This window comes from Vreelandella sp. L-15 (assembly GCF_056857635.1).
The window spans coordinates 1-17,474 of the sequence record NZ_JBSXNN010000088.1 but is presented as its reverse complement, the minus strand read 5'-3'; the positions used below and the strand labels follow the sequence as shown (position 1 = coordinate 17,474).

The window sequence follows — 17,474 nt, the reverse complement described above, 5'->3', positions numbered from 1 at the left end:
ACGCCTTATAGTTACAGGCCACTACGTTTAGGAAACATTATGCAAGCCGCCGACCTACCTAATAATGAAACACAGCGCCTGACGGCCTTGCATGCACTCAATGTTCTCGATACACCTGCCGACACAGCCTTTGATCGCATCACTGAGCTGGCCTGCGAACTGTTTGATGTGCCGATTGCTTTAGTATCGTTGGTTGATAAAGAGCGCCAATGGTTTAAAGCTCACAGCGGGCTTGAGGCCTATGAAACCAACCGTGATATCTCATTTTGTGCTCATGCCGTAGCAGCTAATCGCCCCTTAGTCATTGAAGATACCAAAAACGACCCGCGCTTCGCTGATAACCCATTGGTATTAGAGCAGCCTCATATCCGTTTTTATGCAGGCCACCCGCTTTGCCCCAGCGATGACCAGTTACCCGTTGGTACGCTGTGCTTAATTGATGAACAACCACGCACCTTTACTGAGCGTGATCATCGCATCCTGCACAATTTAGCCAAGCAGGTAGATGAATTGCTCCGCCAACATGAGCTTAAGGAGCGGCTTTCACGTACGGCAAAACAGTTTGAAGCACTCTTTACCAAAAGTGCGACAGGCAAACTACGCGTCGATCGGGCGGGAAATATCATCGCCATTAATCCATTTGCACTCAACTTATTGGGCTACCAAGCTGAAGAAGTTGTCGGCAACAATGTGGGAATGCTCGCCTTCCCAGAGACCGCGGAGAAATACAATTATTTAATTAGCCGCTACTTCTCTTCTGATGCTAATGAACAGAACGTTGGAAAAGGGCGCGAAACCGTGGTGCGCCACAAGCAAGGGCATCAGATTCCCGTACACTTGGTAGTAAATGCCATCCACAATGACCGTCAGGAATTTGTTGAGTTTCTGGCGATACTCACTGACCTTTCAGACATCAGTGAAGCAAAACATCGCGTAAACCGGGAACGCCGCTTATTAAAAGTGCTTCATCAGGGCATTACCGACTACCAGGCACTAATGTCCGGCGAGCGGCTTTGGACCTTTCTGATGGAAGCACTGCGTGAGCTAACCGACAGCGACTACGCGCTGATTGGTGAAGTACTACCAGCTGAGAGCACCAACGCGCTTAAAATACACGCCATTACCGATCTCTCGTGGAACAAAGAGTCCCGCGAGCTGATGGAGAAGCTGCGCAGTGGCGATATGATGCTTACCAACCCTAACTCCTTGCTAGGGCAGGTTTATGCCTATGGCAACGTGGTGATTACCGATGATGTGTATAGCCATGCCAAGCGTGGCGGTTTCCCACCGGGCCACCCACGGATCAATAACTATTTGGGCGCGCCTATTTTCAACGGCGACCAGCTAATTGGCATGTTCGCTATTGCCAACAGCCAGCAGCCTCTTAGCCAAGCGCTGCTGGACTGGCTACAGCCGTTTACCGACACCTGCGCCCTACTGATTAATCTCTATCGCCAAATGGCCGAGCGCGAACAAGTCACCAAAGACTTAGCGGCCGCACGGGATCAGGCAGAGAAAGCGAATAAGGCGAAGAGTGAATTCCTCTCTTCCATGAGCCACGAGCTACGTACCCCGCTAAATGCCATCATTGGTTTTGCCCAGTTACTCAGTAAAGGGCGACGCGACCCTCTTAGCGAGAAGCAACAGCGCCAGGTCGGCCAAATTGAGAAGAGCGGCCAACACTTGTTGAGCTTAATTAACGAAGTGCTTGATCTAGCGAAAATTGAAGCTGGGCATATGACCCTCTCCATAGAGCCGATCTCTATCGAAGGCGTCATTGAAGATGCTTGCAACACGTTAGAAGCTAATATGAATGCCACTGGCATTCAGTTAATTCGCTACCCAATAAACAGTACCTGGTCTGTTTCTGCTGACTACACCCGCACGAAACAGATACTGCTCAACCTGTTATCTAATGCCATCAAGTACAACCGCGAGCACGGCACCATTACCATTGGGGTAACGCAGCAAGATTCTGAACTACGCTTCAGCATTAGTGACACAGGACCGGGTATTGCCCCCGAGCGGCAAGAGGAACTCTTTGAGCCGTTTAATCGCCTAGACGCTGAGTACGGTACCATCGAAGGCACGGGTATTGGGCTAGCAATCACTCGAGAACTGGTTGAGCGCATGTCGGGGTGTATTGGCGTGGACAGCCAGCCGGGCAAAGGATCTACTTTCTGGTTTACGCTCCCTGTTGCCAACGTTGCCCCACTAACAGAACAGACTGCAACACGCACCTTGGCCAATGCGGAAAAAGCTCAGCGCGATTATCGACTGCTTTATATTGAGGATAACCCCACCAACCAACGCCTGATGGAAGACATTATTGATGACTTCCCCCACGTGGACCTTCAAACCGTTAATAGTGCTGAACTCGGGCTTGAGATTATGCGTCACTCACCGCCTGATCTTGTACTTATGGATATCCACCTACCGGGGATGAACGGCTACCAAGCCCTCGCTGCCATACAAAACGATACGCAACTGAAGCATATTAATGTAGTTGCGCTCTCTGCCAATGCGATGGAACGTGATTTAACCCACGGCTTAGCCGCTGGTTTTGCTGATTACCTGACCAAACCTATCGATATCGACAAGCTATCGGCAACGCTCAGCACCTATTTTTCCGCTGCACCGGCAACAGACGCACCAAGGAAGGCTCCATGATATCTATGAACAAACACCTGCTTGTTGTTGACGACAACAGCGTGAATGTTGAGCTGCTTCTCGACCTATTAGACGACCATGGTTTTGACAATGTGCATGGGCTAAGCGACCCGCGCCACGTACTTGCCTACTGTCAGCAGCAGTTGCCCGATTTGATTTTGCTCGATATCCGTATGCCTCATATAGATGGCTACGCGGTGATGGAGCAACTGCAGGAACATTTTGCAGACCAGACGCCCCCCATCATTGTACTGACCGCCCAAATTGACGACGACACCCGCCACCGGGCGCTTAAAATGGGCATTCGTGACTTCCTTACCAAACCGTTTAAGCACGATGAAGTGCTACAACGCATTCGTAATACGCTTGATGTCGAGCATCGCTACCAGGTTCGCGATAAGCAAGCAGAAACCCTGGAGCAAATGGTTGCCAAGCGGACAGAAGAGCTTGACCGCCAGTCACGCACCGACCCCATCACACAGCTACCCAACCGGCGGGCACTGACACAGCTATTGCAAGAAGCCGCTCAACGAGGGCACGGCACTGGGCTGCTGTTTATTGCTTTGGATCACTTGGACGATGCGGTTCGACTCCATGGCTACGGTATTGCAGACCAGTTAATAATGCATATCAGCCACCGCTTAAACGCCCAATTATCCCCTAAATGTACATTAGGGCTCTGGGGCGGCAGCGAGCTACTGGTGATCACCCAAAGTGCTGAGCTTACCGAGCTACGGCAGTTAGCCTCTCGTCTACTAAGCTGTTTCGACCATGACCAGACGCTGGGCGATTTACTGCTACCGCTCAACGCCCGCATGGGTATTAGCTGGTCCCATGGCCATTTTGAAACCGAGCGACTTGTGCACATGGCCGCCCTAGCCCTGCCCCAAAACGGCTCTTTACGTATCCAAAACTACAACGAAACTCTGGAAACCCAGCAGCGTCATCGCCTACACCTGCAACAGGCGGTTCGCGGGGCAACCCAACGGGGGGAAATGTCACTGGTGTTTCAGCCCAAGCTATCGCTCGCCACCCAGCAAGTCATCGGCGCAGAAGCCCTGCTCCGCTGGTACCATCCAGAACTTGGTCATGTGTCACCTGCAGATTTCATCCCCCTTGCCGAGGCAAGCGGTGATATTCTCTCCATTGGTGAGTGGGTGCTAGAAGAGGCCATGCGCTATATTGTGCAGTGGCGCCAGCAAGGGCTTCTTAATGACCGCTTCCATATTGCGGTTAACGTGGCGGCCCGCCAGCTGGCACGTAAGGATTTTGCTCAAAACCTACTAACACGCTTAGCTAAGCACAACATTCCTGAGCGCTTTTTTGCTTTAGAGGTCACCGAATCCGGCCTGCTCAGCGATATGCACAACGCGCGCATCCAGTTAGCTCAATTAACCGAAGCAAAGATTGCTGTTGCCATCGATGATTTTGGTACCGGGCACTCCTCGCTGGCTTATGTAAAGACACTGCCTTTTTCAACCCTAAAGATTGACCGCGCCTTTGTGCTGGACTTGGAAAAAGACACGGTGGATCGCCAACTGGCTCTGACCATCACCCAGTTAGCCCATGCAGTAGGCTGTAATGTGGTGGCTGAAGGCATCGAAACTGCAGCTCAAGCAGACTACTTACGTTCTATTGGTTGCGAAGCTGCACAGGGGTATTACTATGCTCGTCCGTTGCCCGCCGATGAATTTTATCGCTGGTGCACGAATTGGAAACCTCACCCAAACTTAACGCCTGCCACGGAGTCTGTTAATGGCGCATGACCTGCTAGACCGCTTACGGGAACGCTTAGAAGAGTTGAACCGCTCAGAGCGCAAAGTCGCGAACGTAATTTTGGAAGACCCCGCCGCGGCCACCAGCCTGAGCATCGCAAGCCTTGCCCAGGCAGCTAGTGTCAGCGAGCCGACCGTTAACCGTTTCTGCCGTAACTTTGGCGCCAAAGGCTACCCGGATTTTAAAATCAAGCTGGCCCAAAGCTTGGCGGGGGGCACGCCCTACGTCACCCGCGCCGTTGAGCCCGGCGATACTGCCACGCAGTACACCCATAAAATCTTTGGGGCCACCATTGCCGCGCTGGACGAAGCCCAGCGGGAAGTGGATATGGCCGCCGTCGAGCGGATGGTGGATTATCTGACGCAGGCCAAGCAGATTCACTTTTTTGGGCTGGGTGCGTCAGGTGCCGTGGCGCAAGACGCGCAGCATAAGTTTTTCCGCTTTAACCTGCCGGTCATGGCCTATGTAGACGTGCTGATGCAGCGCATGGTAGCCGCCGCCTGCCACACCGGCGATGTCGTGGTGATCATCTCTTATACCGGACGTACCAGGGAGCTGGTGGATATCGCCAAAGTGGCCAGGGAAGCAGGCGCCGTCGTACTCGGCATTACCGCACCGAACTCTCCGCTCTCACAGGAGTGCACCGCCACGCTTGAAGTCGCCACTCCAGAGGACACCGACCACTATATGCCGATGACCTCACGAGTTATTCAGCTCACCTTAATTGATGCGCTCGCCACCGGGGTAACGCTTAGGCGCGGCGAAGATTTTCTGCCGCACCTGAAAAAGATCAAAGACAGCCTGCGCGATACCCGCTTTCCAGCGGAAAAGCCCACTAAATAAGCGTCGCTAGTGGTTACGCGTCCACAGCGGTGGTGACGGTAATTTCCACTTTTAACTCGTCGGCAGGCATTGGCGCGCATACGCAGGTGCGTGCCGGTGCATAGCCATCTGGCACCCAGGCATCCCATACTTCGTTCATCGCTGCGAAATCGCCACCATCTTTCAGGTAGATAGTGGCACTTAGCAGCTGCTCGCGGCTGGAGCCAATCTCTTTTAGCAGCGCATCTACCCGCGCCAGCATGCTCTCAGTTTGCGCTTTGATGTCGCCATGGCGCGCCTCAGGACCCGCCACCTGACCGCATAAATAGGCAACGCCCTGGTGAATCACGGCGCGGCTCATACGAGCTTTTGTATCATGACGCTGAATGCTCATAGATTAATCTCCTAAGAAGATGAAAAAAGCTAGTGTAAACCGCCACCAAGCCACTGCCTATGCTTCGTTAGCCAACGCGCATTAGGTGGGCACGGGACGATGCTCAAACACGCGGCGCAAAACGAAGCTCGTATGGGCCCCGGTCACCCCTTCAATTCGGTTGATGACGTGCAGCAGCAGGTGCTGGTAATCATCCATATCCTTCACCAGAATTTTGAGCTGAAAATCCGCTGCTTGCCCGGTAATGATCAAACACTCCACCACGTTGGGGATAGTGCGAATATGTCGCTCGAAGTTATCAAACCGCTCAGGGGTGTGCTGGTCCATCGAGATGTGCAGCAATGCCATCAGTTGAAACCCCAGCGGGCGCGCATCCACCACCGCACGGTACTGGGTAATCAGCCCATGCTCCTCCAGCGCCCGCACCCGGCGTAAGCAGGGCGATGGCGAAAGGCCAATACGCTCGGCCAACTCCTGGTTACTAATGCGCCCTTCCACCTGTAGCACATCCAGAATACGCCGATCAAAACGATCCAGCGTCAAGGGTGATACCGTCATAGCCGACAGCTCCTACCAATAAAAAAGTATATATTGATACATTCTGCCACTTACTCTCAATAATGCCATTTTTTCGCAATAACCTTTCAAGGCAAGTTGAGTAAACTGGTGTGACTGTCACAAGCAGGATCATCTTCAAAGCGGCTGACGCCACAAGCGGCCGCCCTAAACAACTCAACGTTTTCAGGAAACTTACCATGGCTGCTTTTGATTATCGCAAATATCGCCCTGCTCCGCGGGTGCCCGCCTTTAACCGCCAGTGGCCCGACCGGGAGCTTACCCACGCTCCTATCTGGGTAAGCGAAGACCTACGCGATGGTAACCAAGCTCTACTGGAGCCCATGACAGTTGAGCAGAAGCAGCGCTTTTGGCACCAGATTATTAAAGTGGGCATTAAGGAAGTCATGGTGGGCTTTCCCTCCGCCAGCCAGCCGGATTACGATTTCGTGCGCTGGTTGATCGAAGAGGATCAAATTCCGGAAGATGTCACCATTGCCGTGCTGGTACAGTGCCGCGAACACCTGATCGAAAAAACGTTTGCTTCGCTGGTGGGCGCCAAACGCGCCATTATCCACCTGTACAACTCCACCTCGACCATCCAGCGGGAGCGAGTATTCGAGATGGACCGCGATGGTATTACCGATATCGCAGTGCAAGGGGCGACCTGGGTAAAAACCTATGCCGCGCAATACCCAGACGTTGATTGGCGCTTCCAGTACTCGCCGGAGAGCTTCTCCAGCACGGAAATCGACTTCTCGCTGGCGATCTGCGAAGCGGTGATGGAAGTATGGCAGCCCACCCCAGACAACAAGTGCATTCTTAACCTGCCCACCACGGTAGAAGTGGCTGGCCCGCATCATTACGCCGACCAAATCGAGTACTTCTGCCAGCACATTAGCCGCCGCGACAGCGTGATTATTTCCGTTCACACCCACAATGATCGTGGCGGTGCCGTGGCCTCGGCTGAGCTTGCACTGTTAGCGGGTGCCGACCGGGTAGAGGGCACCTTGCTGGGTAACGGCGAACGCACCGGCAATATGGATATTGTCACGCTGGCGATGAACCTCTACAGCCAGGGGATTGACCCCGAGCTGGATCTTTCCAATCCAGACGAGATCATTCAAGTGGTTCACGAATGTACCGGCATTACGATGCACCCCCGCCACCCCTGGGTAGGCGAAATGGTCTACACCGCCTTCTCAGGCAGCCACCAGGATGCGATTCGCAAATCGCTCAAACACCAGAAACCCGATGAGCCGTGGCAAGTAGCCTACCTGCCGATTGACCCCCACGATATTGGGCGGGATTACCAAGCGGTCATTCGGGTCAACAGCCAGTCGGGTAAGGGTGGTATGGCCTTCCTACTGGAGCGCGACTACGGCATTAACCTGCCCCGCTGGATGATGCTAGCGCTGGCCCCTTACGTGCAGAAAGAGAGCGAGCGACGTAACGGCGAGCTCTCTAGCGAGATGATTCGCCAAGTGATGTTCGATAACTTCTCCCATGACGCCCCCCTAGCGCTGGCCGACTACCGGCTCTCGAAGGGGCAGCAGGAAGGTATCGATATGACGCTGTGGCAGGGTGCCGAAACGCTGCGCTTATCCGGCACGGGAAATGGCGCGATGTCATCATTCACCGACGCCTGGAAGAAACATACCGGCACCCATGTGGCCATTCTCGATTACAGCGAGCACTCGCTAGGCGGCGACAGCGAGGCCAACGCCATTGCCTTCGTGCAGCTTAATATTGATGGGCAGCGCATCTGTGCCGTGGCGGAAGATAGCGACACGGTCAGCGCCTCGCTTAAAGCGGTGCTATCGGGGATTAACGCAGCGCAACCAACCCGCACCACTCAGCCAGAGGCCGCCACCAGCCTCGCGTAAGCCGCCTGGCCGCCACTAAGGGGTATAGCGGCGGCCAGGGTTTAGCGTCAACCGCAATTCAGCGCAGTATCAACACCGGTAAATGCGCATTACGCAGCATTGCCGTGGTGGTGCTGCCCACCAGCAGATGACGAATGCGCGAGTGACCGTAAGCCCCCATCACGAGCAGATCAATGTCCTTTTCTTGCTTATAAGCGCGCAGCGTCTCTTCCACCTCACCGGCGCGAATAGCGCCTTCGGTTTGGTGGCCTGCGGCCCGGAGGGTATCCATAGCCCACTGCAGCTGCGAGTGATTCTCTGCCGTCTCTGCGCCCACAATCACCACATGGCATGATGCGTCATCAAACAAGGGGCTTTTCGCCAGCATTTCAACGCCTTTTCGCGCTGTTTTGCTGCCATCGAAGGCCATCAGCACGCGTTTGGGCAGCGTAAACGCCTTCGGCACCATCAAGATGGGACGGTGGAGCTCACGTACCACGCGCTCAAGGTTAGAGCCCAAGTGGCCGCTGGCTTGGTGGGCCGCTTCCCCTCGCTTTCCTAGCACCAGCAAGCGGATCTCTTTTTCATGCTCGGCCAAGGTATCCACCAGGGTGCCATTGCGCAGCATACAGGGCGGCTCTGCAAACCCAGCCGCTGCTACCCGCGCTTTCGCGGCATCCAACATCAAGCGCCCCTGCTGGCGAGCAAGCTTGCCGCGCTGCTCTTCAATATCCGAGAGCTGTTCCAGAAGATGTTCTCGCGTGCCCAGGCCTAGATGGCCGGTTAAGTCGGGCTCCGCCACCTGCGTGTGGTTATCAACGGTGTGAAGAAAACGCAGCGGTGCCGAAAGCGCCGTGGCTGCCCAAACCGCATAGTCACACACACTTTCTGAATAGTGGGACCCATCAATGGCTGCTAACACGTAATCAGACATACTGGCTTCTCCTTGAGAGGGTGCACCAAACGTTGTCGTTATTCTGACTCTGTTGTACACGAAGACGTTGGACAGCAACACCGTCAGCGGCACGTTTTTAGGCGCTCCGACCTTGATGGATACAGGTGCTACAATTAGCCGCCTATCAATAGATTCATCATAGGGCGAGGAGCAGCATGGGACATGGCATCACCAGCGTATTACTCGTGGCGCTGGGCGGCGCACTGGGGGGTATCGGGCGCTTTGCCATTTCCAACGCGATGGCTCATGCGCTGGGTAAAGCCTTCCCCTGGGGAACACTCGTCGTCAACGCTAGCGGAGCGCTATTAGCAGGTTGGCTACTAGGCGTTTACGGCGTGGCTAATACGCAGTCGCTTTGGCTATTTGCGGTAGCAGGCCTGTTAGGCGGCTATACCACGGTGTCGTCGTTTAGCTTGCAGACCCTTGAGCTGTGGCAGCGCGGCCAAGCAAATCGCGCCGCGCTCAATATGGTCGCTACGTTACTATTAGGCATCGCCATGGCAGCGCTAGGCTGGTGGTTGGCCCAGGGTTAGCAAGGAGTCCTTAATGAGTATCAACGCCTATCTCGCCGTCGGCCTTGGCAGCGCTATAGGAAGCGTTCTTCGCTATAGCGTTTCGCTGGCTTCTATGGCCGTGCTGGGTAGCCACTTCCCCTGGGGAACACTATTGGTAAACGTGCTGGGTTCCTGCCTCATCGGCTGGTTAGCCGCGACAGCGTCTCGCGCGCCACATGGCAAACTGGCGCGCCAGCAGCCGCTGTTAGTGGCAGGGTTTTGCGGCGGCTTCACTACCTTTTCGCTCTTCAGCCTGGAAACGCTGCACTTGGCACAGCAGGGCAGTCTAGGGCTCGCGCTGCTGTACGGCATAGGCAGCCTGCCCCTCTGTGTATTCTCCGCCTGGATGGGCGAGCGTTTGGCCTTTTCACACCCACCAGCGGCCTAACCTTTTGATACGCGGGTCGCTCGAACAGCAGCAGCCCTAGGTTTATCTCTCCTTGATCCTCTGGCTGCCACAAACTGCTGCCGGGGCGAGTGGTTAGCTAACACGGGAGTATCCACCAAGTATCCCTTGCTTGCTCATCACTAGTTGCCAGAGCTGAATTTGCCGGGCGCGAAAAGCCCCTGCACACACCAGCAGGTAATAGCGCCACATGCGGTAAAAGCGCTCGCCATACTGCTCTTTAAATCGCGGCCAGTGGGTTTCGAAGTTATGGTGCCAAGCCATTAAGGTGCGATCATAGTCAGCCCCGAAGTTATGTAGATCTTCAATAACAAACAGTGCTTCGGCGGCGTCTGTGATTTGCCCTAAGGTAGGCAGCTCACCATTGGGGAAAATATACTTATCAATCCAAGGGTCGGTCACGGTATTGCTTAAGTTTTTACCAATGGTATGCAGCAAAAATAGTCCATCATCTTTTAAGCAGCGGTGAACAACACTCATATACTCGCGATAATTTTTATGACCTACGTGCTCAAACATACCGATACTCACTACGCGGTCAAACGTCTCGCTTTCATCACGATAATCCTGCAGGCGAAACTCTACCGGTAAGCCTTTTCTTAGCAGCCGCTGCCCAAATTCAGCCTGCTCCTTAGAAATGGTCAGGCCCACACACTCCACCCCATAATGCTCGGCAGCGTAGCCCATAAAACTGCCCCAGCCGCAGCCGATATCCAGAACACGCATCCCTGGTTTTAGCTGGAGCTTACGACAAATAAGATCAAGCTTGGCTTCCTGGGCTTCATCCAGCGTTTGGGCATGTTTCCAGTAGCCACAGGTGTAGGTCATCCGCTGGTCGAGCATCGCGGCATAAAAGTCGTTGCCGAGATTGTAGTGCTTCTCCCCTACTTCCCACGCCCGCTTCGCTGTTTGGCGGTTGAGCAGGCGTGAACGTAGCGAGTGGTAAATCAGCTGGGTGGGCTTAATGCGTTGGCCAAGCTGGGCACGCATGATGCGGTAAAACAGCTCATCTAGCCGTATGGCATCCCACTCCCCTCGCATGTAGCTTTCGCCAAGTCCCAGATTACCTCGCGAAAGAGCACTATCGATAACGCCGGGTGCGTACAGCTGTATATCCCAAGGGCGGCTCCCATCCAGTTGAATGTCAGCCTCGCGCAATAGCTCGGCAATAAAACGGTGAGAGGGTGAGGTTGCATCAAAGCCAATAGGCGATTTTTCCAACGTTGGCACGGCAGGCTCCTCGCTATTCCAGAGAGTGGATAGGTAACAACCTGCCTAACAGCATAGTATCGAATAGCACAGTATTGCACTGCAGCATCAACAACCTCCCACAAAAAAGCCGGGCTGCTCTTACGAGCAGCCCGGCTTAAGCGATGTTGATAAGCGGTTAACGCAGTATTAACACAGGTATCCGGCTGCTTCGCAGCATGGCCGTGGTGGTACTGCCTACTAGCAAATGACGAATGCGCGAGTGCCCGTAGGCTCCCATCACCAGTAGATCAATACCGCTTTCCTGCTCGTAAGCTTGCAAAGCGTCATCCACTTCACCCGCGCGAATCGCGCCTTCTGCATGATGCCCTGCTTCACGCAAAGTGTTTAGCGCCCACGCCAGCTCACTGCGGTGCTCGGCTGTTTCTGCTCCTACAATCAGTACATGGCAGGTTGCCCCCGCAAATAGCGGCGAGCGGGCCAGCATCTCCACCCCTTTGCGGGCGGTTTGGCTGCCATCAAAGGCAATCAGCACCTTTTCCGGCCGCTGAAAGGCTTTCGGCACCATCAAAATCGGGCGGTGCATTTCCCGCACCACCCGCTCTAGGTTAGCGCCCAGGTGCCCACTTGCCTGGTGGGCGGTTTCGCCGCGCTTGCCTACCACTAGCAGGCGCACGTCTTTTTCCAGCTCTACCAGTGTTTCCACTAGCGTGCCGTTTAACTGGCGGGTCGTGGGGCTACTTACCCCATCTTCCACCGCCCTGGCCTTGGCCGCTTCGAGCATCAGCTTGCCTTGCTCACGATTTACCCTGGCACGCTGCTCATCAAGCGCTGAGAGTTCTTCCATCAGCTTTTCGCGGGCACCGAAGCGCAGGCTGCCGGATAAGTTTTGCTCTTCGGGTGCCCAAGAGTGATTATCTACAACGTGCACAAAGCTTAGCGGTGCACCCAGGGCCAGGCTTGCCCAGGCGGCATAGTCGCAAACGCCTTCGGCAAATTGGGAGCCGTCAATGGCGGCGAGTACGTGTTCAGTCATGCTGTTCTCCTTGCCTGGCTTAGTGGCCGCCCATCAGTTTTTCAACGGCTTCCGGGTCGTTATGAACGGCGTAGCGGTCCACCACGGTGGCGCTTGCTTCGTTTAGGCCTACCAGTTCAACCTCGGTGCCTTCGCGGCGGAATTTAATCACCACGCGGTCAAGCGCCTGAACGGCGGTCACATCCCAGAAGTGCGCCTTCGATAGGTTAATGATCACCTTATCGATGCTCTCTTTGAAATCAAACGCGGCCATAAAGCGCTCAGACGAGGCAAAAAACACCTGTCCAACCACTTGGTATTCGCGCTCTTTACCGGCCTCTATTTCTTTTGAGCCGACGTACATGATGTTGCTAACTTTATTGGCGAAGAACAGCGCCGCCAGCAGCACGCCGACAAAAACCCCCATCGCTAAGTTATGGGTACCGACGGTCACCGCGACAGTCGCCAGCATGACGATATTGGTGCTCATCGGATGCTTTTTCAGATCGCGAATGGACTCCCAGCTAAAGGTACCAATCGAGACCATAATCATCACCGCGACCAGCGCCGCCATGGGAATTTGCGATACCCAGTCTGACAAGAACACCACCATCAGCAGCAGCACCACGCCCGCAATCAGCGTCGATAAACGCGTCCGGCCACCCGATTTAATGTTGATCACCGACTGGCCAATCATCGCGCAACCAGCCATACCGCCCATTAAACCAGCGCCAATATTAGCCACCCCTTGGCCTTTACACTCGCGGTTTTTATCGCTGGGTGTATCAGTAAGATCATCCACAATCGTGGCGGTCATCATCGACTCAAGCAGGCCCACCACTGCCAGCATCACGGCGTAGGGAAAAATAATCATCAGGGTTTCAAGATTTAACGGCACGTTCGGCCATAGGAAAACCGGCAGCGTATCCGGCAGCTCGCCCATATCGCCCACGGTGCGAATATCCATACCGCTCACCATATACACCACGGTCAGCACCACGATGCACACCAGGGGCGAAGGAACCGACTTGCCAATCTTCGGCAAATAAGGGAACAAGTAGATAATCCCCAGGCCAGCCAGCGTCATGGCATACACATGCCACGTCACATTAGTAAGCTCCGGCAGTTGCGCCATAAAAATCAGGATCGCCAGCGCATTCACAAACCCGGTGACTACCGAGCGGGAGACAAATCGCATCAGCTCCGCCAGGCGCAGGTAGCCCGCGATAATTTGCAGCACGCCGGTCAGCAACGTGGCGGCCAGCAGATACTCCAAGCCATGCTCACGCACTAGCGTTACCATCAAAAGCGCCATGGCACCGGTGGCCGCAGAGATCATACCGGGGCGGCCACCGGTAAAGGCGATAATCACCGCGATACAGAACGAGGCGTAAAGCCCCACTTTCGGGTCCACGCCCGCGATAATTGAAAAGGCGATCGCTTCAGGAATTAGCGCCAGCGCGACGACAATACCTGAGAGCGTGTCGCCCTTAATGTTAGAGAACCACTCATGCTTACTGAAAAGTGCCATTCAGGGAGTCCATGGTTAGAGGTTTAAAGACATTGCGCGCCGCAGCCGCACACAAAGGCAGCACAAGAGCGCACGTTAGTAATAGATTGTCGGATGAGTGCTACCAATCGAAGACGCAAACGCGCCGATAGCCAAATAGCGGCAACGGGGTGCCATAGCACCGATATAACGCGAAGAGCGTTATGGCGCTAATTAAGGAGGGAGAACCTAGGGTGGAGTCATCAGCCCTGGTGTCGGCAGAGCAACGGCTGCCATTGCATTGATCATTACAGATAAACCTTGCTGTTTTAACATCGTTATTCAGGCGAGATGGCGGCAGCTAAGTGCGTTCCAGTCGCCTTGAGCGCGGCATTCTACCAGCAAACAGGCCAATTCGCACCCGCCACCCTAGACGTTTAGACGATGACCTGATCCCTAAGCTTGGCTTACCATGGCACTCAAACGGCGGCCCCACCGCCCTTTCCTCGCCACTTTCTACCCTACCAACGAGAGGACCCGCTCATGAGCCAGACAGTCGCAGTGATTAAAGGCGATGGCATCGGCCCCGAAATCATGGATGCCACCCTGCAAGTGCTAGACGCCCTTGAGTGCGGGCTGAACTACGAGTTTATCGACGCGGGCCTGGTAGCGCTTGAAAAGCACGGCACGCTGATTCCTCAAGCCTCGTTGGATGCCATTGAAAAGCACGGCATTGCCCTGAAAGGCCCACTCACTACGCCGATTGGTAAGGGCTTTTCATCGATTAACGTGCAGCTACGCCGCCACTTTGACCTCTATGCCAACGTGCGCCCCGCCATCAGCTTTCCGGGCACCCGCTCCCGCTACGATGATATCGACATGATCACCGTGCGGGAAAACACCGAAGGGGCTTACCTCTCCGATGGCCAAGAGATGCTCGACGACGGCAATACCGGCATCTCGGTGATCAAAGTGACCCGCAAAGGCTCCGAGCGCATCGTGCGTTACGCCTTTGAGCTAGCCAAACAGAATGGTCGCAAGAAGGTCACCGCCGTTCACAAAGCCAACATCATCAAGACCAGCTCCGGCCTGTTTTTAGACGTTGCCCGTGAAGTGGCCAGCGAGTATCCCGAGATCGAATTCCAAGAGATGATCGTGGATAACGCCTGTATGCAGCTGGTTATGAACCCTCACCAATTCGATGTGGTCGTCACCACCAACCTGTTCGGCGATATCCTCTCCGACCTGTGCGCTGGACTCGTGGGCGGTTTGGGCTTAGCCCCAGGGGCGAACATCGGTGAAAAAGCGGCCATTTTTGAAGCGGTACACGGCTCGGCGCCGGACATTGCAGGCAAGAAAATTGCCAATCCCTGCGCCCTGCTGCTTGCCGCCGCCCAGATGCTCGACCACCTCGGCATGACCGCCAAGGGGGATGCCATTCGTCAGGGGATTCGCGCCGTGCTAGAGAATCGCCGCGATATGGTCACGCCCGATATGGGCGGCACCGGCACCACCGATACCTTTGCCCAGGCGCTGGTGGAGCACCTAAAAGGCTGAGCCTAGCCCAGCCATACATCGAGAAACAGCATGATCACCAAGCCCATCGCCAGGCCAAACGTCGCTTTCTTCTGGTGGCCACAGCGATGGGTTTCGGGAATGATTTCGTGGCTAATCACGTAGAGCATGGCACCCGCAGCAAACGCCAGGCCCCAGGGCAACAGCACTTGAGAAACGGTGACGACGCTGGCGCCAAACAGCCCGCCAATCGGCTCAATGAGCCCGGTCAGCGCCGCAATCGACCAGGAGCGCCACTTGGAGTAGCCTTCCCCCATCAGCGCCACGGCTACCGCTAACCCTTCCGGCATGTTCTGCAAGCCAATGCCAATTGCCAGCGGCATCCCGCCTTCTAATCCATTGGCACCAAAGCCAACGCCGACCGCCAAGCCTTCCGGCAGGTTGTGAATTGCAATAGCAAACACAAACAGCCATACCCGGCGCAGCGATGCGGCTTCAGGCCCTTCCCTTCCTTGCTGAAAGTGCTCGTGGGGTAAGCGCTCGTTGAGCAGTGCAATCGCCGCCATACCCAACAAAATAGCGGTGCACACCAGTGCCGCCGGAATTGGCCCGCCCGAATAGTAGATCTCTGCGGCATCTAGCGCCGGAATAATTAGTGAGAAAAACGAAGCCGCCAGCATCACCCCGGCCGCAAAGCCCAGCGCTAAATCACGAAACCCCCGACTTGGCGTTTTGCCCAGCAGCACGGGCAACGCCCCCACGGCGGTCAATAGCCCAGCCACCAAACTGCCTAAAAATCCTAATAACAGCGTATTTTCCATGAATATCGTAAACTCGATGTGCGATGAGAAGGAACCAGCAACGACAAGGGGACACTGTGACCATCACCGCTTCACTGGCCGCCACGCATTTCAGCTACATGCGCCCTCGCCTACTTGCCTTTGCGCGCTTACAGCTAAGGGACTCAGCCGCCGCCGAAGATGCCGTTCAAGAAACTTTACTGACCGCCTTTGAAAAAAGCACGACGTTTGAAGGCCGCTCAGAGTTTGAAACCTGGGTATTTGGCATCTTGAAATTCAAGATTCTAGATCAGTTACGCCACCAGAAAAAACAGGGGCGCTGGCAGCCACTAGAAGAACCCGCCTAGCATAAAAAAAGCCCCGACAGTGGCACTGGCGGGGCTTCCAATCGACTGCTTGTCGCGCGATTAACGCAGCTTGGTCTTGCGTAGGTAAGGCAGCACGGTGTCAAACTCACCAAATTTCTGCTTGGCGTCCTCGTCTGAGACGCTGGGCGGGATGATGACATCCTGGCCGACTGTCCAATCCGCCGGGGTGGCAATCCCATGCTTTGCCGTGGTTTGCAGCGCATCCAGCGCACGCAAAATTTCGGCAAAGTTACGGCCTACGGTCATCGGGTAGGTCATGGAGAGCTTTAGCTGCTTATCCGGGCCGATGATGAAGACCGAACGCACGGTGGCGCTGTCCGCTGGCGTGCGGCCATCGGGCAGGTAGGCATCTTCCGGCAGCATATCGAACAGCTTGGAGACTTTGAGGTCTTCATCAGCAATGAGGGGGAAACCCACGCTACTGCCGCTCGCGGTTTCGATATCGCCTGCCCAGCGATTGTGGTCTTCCACGCCGTCAACAGAAACACCAATTACCTTAGTGCCGCGCTTTTCCCATTCGGCACTCAGTTTCGCTACTGCGCCCAACTCAGTGGTGCACACCGGTGTGAAGTCTTTGGGGTGCGAGAAGAGAATCGCCCAGCTATCGCCGATCCAATCGTGAAAACGAATCGGCCCTTGGCTGGTTTCTGCTTCAAAGTCAGGTATGACTGCATTGATACGTAATGACATCGTTGCTCCTCGTTAAAGTGAAGTGGCTCTCATACCTTATATGACTTTCAACGCCTTCACTATAGAAGAACGTTTAGCGCTAAGACAATGAGGTTATGGCAGCGTTCACTCTGCTGGTTTCACATTCTTATCTTCGCGTTTAATACGTTTGACCCAACGCTGTTTCGCATAGTGGCGCAGGTTCGCCACGCTGTCAGTTTCATCGACGATATCTTGGCCGAGAATGGTCTCAATAATATCTTCCAGCGTGTTGACCTCCTCCCCTTCCTCAGCTTCTTAGGAAGCTGCCGCCTGCGGCGGAAAGGAAGGGGATTCCCGGTTGTTGCCTTCCGGGTTCCTGCTTCACAGCCCGTTGCCCTTGGTGATGGCACCTCAGGTCTTACACAAGCTC

General features: G+C 54.9%; 16 protein-coding genes and 1 pseudogene. 8 read left to right on the top strand and 9 right to left on the bottom strand.

All coding sequences use genetic code 11. The features are described from left to right. Positions 1-39 precede the first annotated feature (39 nt). Genes AC13CY_RS13145 through AC13CY_RS13135 form a run of 3 tightly spaced genes read left to right on the top strand, consistent with a single transcriptional unit; the run spans position 40 to position 5,289 of the window. On the top strand, positions 40-2,670 hold the full coding sequence (locus tag AC13CY_RS13145; RefSeq protein ID WP_483052654.1) for a GAF domain-containing protein: 2,631 nt from the start codon (positions 40-42) through the stop codon (positions 2,668-2,670). Continuing rightward, positions 2,667-4,436 (top strand): GGDEF/EAL domain-containing response regulator, encoded by a 1,770-nt coding sequence (locus AC13CY_RS13140; protein WP_483052653.1) that lies wholly within the window; start codon positions 2,667-2,669, stop codon positions 4,434-4,436. Before AC13CY_RS13145 ends, AC13CY_RS13140 begins: the two co-directional genes overlap by 4 nt. Further along, positions 4,426-5,289 carry a MurR/RpiR family transcriptional regulator gene (locus tag AC13CY_RS13135; protein ID WP_054641164.1) on the top strand — a complete coding sequence of 288 codons (864 nt, stop codon included), beginning with the start codon at positions 4,426-4,428 and terminating at the stop codon, positions 5,287-5,289. Before AC13CY_RS13140 ends, AC13CY_RS13135 begins: the two co-directional genes overlap by 11 nt. 13 nt (positions 5,290-5,302) lie before the next feature. Here the strand turns inward: AC13CY_RS13135 and AC13CY_RS13130 are convergent, their stop codons facing one another. Both AC13CY_RS13130 and AC13CY_RS13125 read right to left on the bottom strand, forming a co-directional pair. After that, complete coding sequence (locus AC13CY_RS13130; RefSeq protein ID WP_044630258.1) at positions 5,303-5,662, bottom strand: RidA family protein; 360 nt, start codon at positions 5,660-5,662, stop codon at positions 5,303-5,305. Between the two features lie 81 nt (positions 5,663-5,743). Continuing rightward, positions 5,744-6,220, bottom strand: coding sequence for an Lrp/AsnC family transcriptional regulator (locus tag AC13CY_RS13125; RefSeq protein WP_044630259.1), 477 nt, complete (start codon positions 6,218-6,220; stop codon positions 5,744-5,746). A gap of 197 nt (positions 6,221-6,417) precedes the next feature. On the opposite strand from AC13CY_RS13125, the gene AC13CY_RS13120 reads away from it, so the two are divergent. Beyond that, positions 6,418-8,103, top strand: coding sequence for a 2-isopropylmalate synthase (locus AC13CY_RS13120; RefSeq protein WP_062360970.1), 1,686 nt, complete (start codon positions 6,418-6,420; stop codon positions 8,101-8,103). Positions 8,104-8,161: 58 nt separating this feature from the next. Here the strand turns inward: AC13CY_RS13120 and AC13CY_RS13115 are convergent, their stop codons facing one another. Next, on the bottom strand, positions 8,162-9,016 hold the full coding sequence (locus AC13CY_RS13115; RefSeq protein ID WP_062360967.1) for a universal stress protein: 855 nt from the start codon (positions 9,014-9,016) through the stop codon (positions 8,162-8,164). Positions 9,017-9,192: 176 nt separating this feature from the next. On the opposite strand from AC13CY_RS13115, the gene crcB (AC13CY_RS13110) reads away from it, so the two are divergent. Together crcB (AC13CY_RS13110) and crcB (AC13CY_RS13105) are read left to right on the top strand one after the other, a co-directional pair. Further along, positions 9,193-9,570, top strand: a complete 378-nt coding sequence (gene crcB, locus AC13CY_RS13110; RefSeq protein WP_062360965.1) for a fluoride efflux transporter CrcB — start codon at positions 9,193-9,195, stop codon at positions 9,568-9,570. Positions 9,571-9,583: 13 nt separating this feature from the next. After that, a complete protein-coding gene (gene crcB, locus AC13CY_RS13105; protein WP_483052652.1) occupies positions 9,584-9,979 on the top strand; it encodes a fluoride efflux transporter CrcB in 396 nt (131 codons plus the stop codon). 93 nt (positions 9,980-10,072) lie between these two features. On the opposite strand, the gene cfa is transcribed toward crcB (AC13CY_RS13105), so the two are convergent. The 3 genes from cfa to AC13CY_RS13090 all read right to left on the bottom strand — a co-directional run bounded on the left by cfa (position 10,073) and on the right by AC13CY_RS13090 (position 13,752). Further along, the gene (cfa, locus tag AC13CY_RS13100) at positions 10,073-11,227 is read right to left on the bottom strand and encodes a cyclopropane fatty acyl phospholipid synthase (protein ID WP_054641161.1); all 1,155 of its coding nucleotides are present in this window, start codon (positions 11,225-11,227) and stop codon (positions 10,073-10,075) included. Between the two features lie 157 nt (positions 11,228-11,384). Beyond that, positions 11,385-12,242 carry a universal stress protein gene (locus AC13CY_RS13095; RefSeq protein WP_058577479.1) on the bottom strand — a complete coding sequence of 286 codons (858 nt, stop codon included), beginning with the start codon at positions 12,240-12,242 and terminating at the stop codon, positions 11,385-11,387. Between the two features lie 19 nt (positions 12,243-12,261). Further along, positions 12,262-13,752: a SulP family inorganic anion transporter gene (locus tag AC13CY_RS13090; RefSeq protein WP_074210198.1), complete on the bottom strand. Its 1,491-nt coding sequence runs from the start codon at positions 13,750-13,752 to the stop codon at positions 12,262-12,264. A 501-nt stretch (positions 13,753-14,253) separates the two neighbouring features. Between AC13CY_RS13090 and AC13CY_RS13085 the strand changes: the two genes are divergently transcribed. Beyond that, entirely contained in the window at positions 14,254-15,267 is a 1,014-nt protein-coding gene (locus AC13CY_RS13085) for an isocitrate dehydrogenase (RefSeq protein WP_074210197.1), read from the top strand. Between the two features lie 2 nt (positions 15,268-15,269). On the opposite strand, the gene AC13CY_RS13080 is transcribed toward AC13CY_RS13085, so the two are convergent. Continuing rightward, positions 15,270-16,046, bottom strand: coding sequence for a ZIP family metal transporter (locus tag AC13CY_RS13080; RefSeq protein WP_074210196.1), 777 nt, complete (start codon positions 16,044-16,046; stop codon positions 15,270-15,272). Between the two features lie 56 nt (positions 16,047-16,102). On the opposite strand from AC13CY_RS13080, the gene AC13CY_RS13075 reads away from it, so the two are divergent. Next, complete coding sequence (locus AC13CY_RS13075; RefSeq protein ID WP_082051476.1) at positions 16,103-16,372, top strand: sigma factor; 270 nt, start codon at positions 16,103-16,105, stop codon at positions 16,370-16,372. Between the two features lie 60 nt (positions 16,373-16,432). Here AC13CY_RS13075 and AC13CY_RS13070 read toward each other — a convergent pair whose 3' ends face one another. Further along, positions 16,433-17,083 carry a peroxiredoxin gene (locus AC13CY_RS13070; RefSeq protein WP_483052651.1) on the bottom strand — a complete coding sequence of 217 codons (651 nt, stop codon included), beginning with the start codon at positions 17,081-17,083 and terminating at the stop codon, positions 16,433-16,435. 105 nt (positions 17,084-17,188) lie between these two features. Further along, positions 17,189-17,332, bottom strand: a pseudogene (locus tag AC13CY_RS13065) (CNNM domain-containing protein); the annotation flags it as partial. Positions 17,333-17,474 lie beyond the last annotated feature (142 nt).

What these genes read in the sequence shown, in the direction of transcription:
- AC13CY_RS13135 (WP_054641164.1), top strand. Translation starts at nt 4,426, where the DNA reads ATGGCGCATGACCTGCTAGACCGCTTACGGGAACGCTTAGAAGAGTTG.
- AC13CY_RS13085 (WP_074210197.1), top strand. Translation starts at nt 14,254, where the DNA reads ATGAGCCAGACAGTCGCAGTGATTAAAGGCGATGGCATCGGCCCCGAA.
- AC13CY_RS13080 (WP_074210196.1), bottom strand. Translation starts at nt 16,046, where the DNA reads ATGGAAAATACGCTGTTATTAGGATTTTTAGGCAGTTTGGTGGCTGGG.
- AC13CY_RS13120 (WP_062360970.1), top strand. Translation starts at nt 6,418, where the DNA reads ATGGCTGCTTTTGATTATCGCAAATATCGCCCTGCTCCGCGGGTGCCC.
- AC13CY_RS13145 (WP_483052654.1), top strand. Translation starts at nt 40, where the DNA reads ATGCAAGCCGCCGACCTACCTAATAATGAAACACAGCGCCTGACGGCC.
- AC13CY_RS13115 (WP_062360967.1), bottom strand. Translation starts at nt 9,016, where the DNA reads ATGTCTGATTACGTGTTAGCAGCCATTGATGGGTCCCACTATTCAGAA.
- AC13CY_RS13070 (WP_483052651.1), bottom strand. Translation starts at nt 17,083, where the DNA reads ATGTCATTACGTATCAATGCAGTCATACCTGACTTTGAAGCAGAAACC.
- AC13CY_RS13090 (WP_074210198.1), bottom strand. Translation starts at nt 13,752, where the DNA reads ATGGCACTTTTCAGTAAGCATGAGTGGTTCTCTAACATTAAGGGCGAC.
- AC13CY_RS13095 (WP_058577479.1), bottom strand. Translation starts at nt 12,242, where the DNA reads ATGACTGAACACGTACTCGCCGCCATTGACGGCTCCCAATTTGCCGAA.
- AC13CY_RS13130 (WP_044630258.1), bottom strand. Translation starts at nt 5,662, where the DNA reads ATGAGCATTCAGCGTCATGATACAAAAGCTCGTATGAGCCGCGCCGTG.
- crcB (WP_483052652.1), top strand. Translation starts at nt 9,584, where the DNA reads ATGAGTATCAACGCCTATCTCGCCGTCGGCCTTGGCAGCGCTATAGGA.
- AC13CY_RS13140 (WP_483052653.1), top strand. Translation starts at nt 2,667, where the DNA reads ATGATATCTATGAACAAACACCTGCTTGTTGTTGACGACAACAGCGTG.
- AC13CY_RS13125 (WP_044630259.1), bottom strand. Translation starts at nt 6,220, where the DNA reads ATGACGGTATCACCCTTGACGCTGGATCGTTTTGATCGGCGTATTCTG.
- crcB (WP_062360965.1), top strand. Translation starts at nt 9,193, where the DNA reads ATGGGACATGGCATCACCAGCGTATTACTCGTGGCGCTGGGCGGCGCA.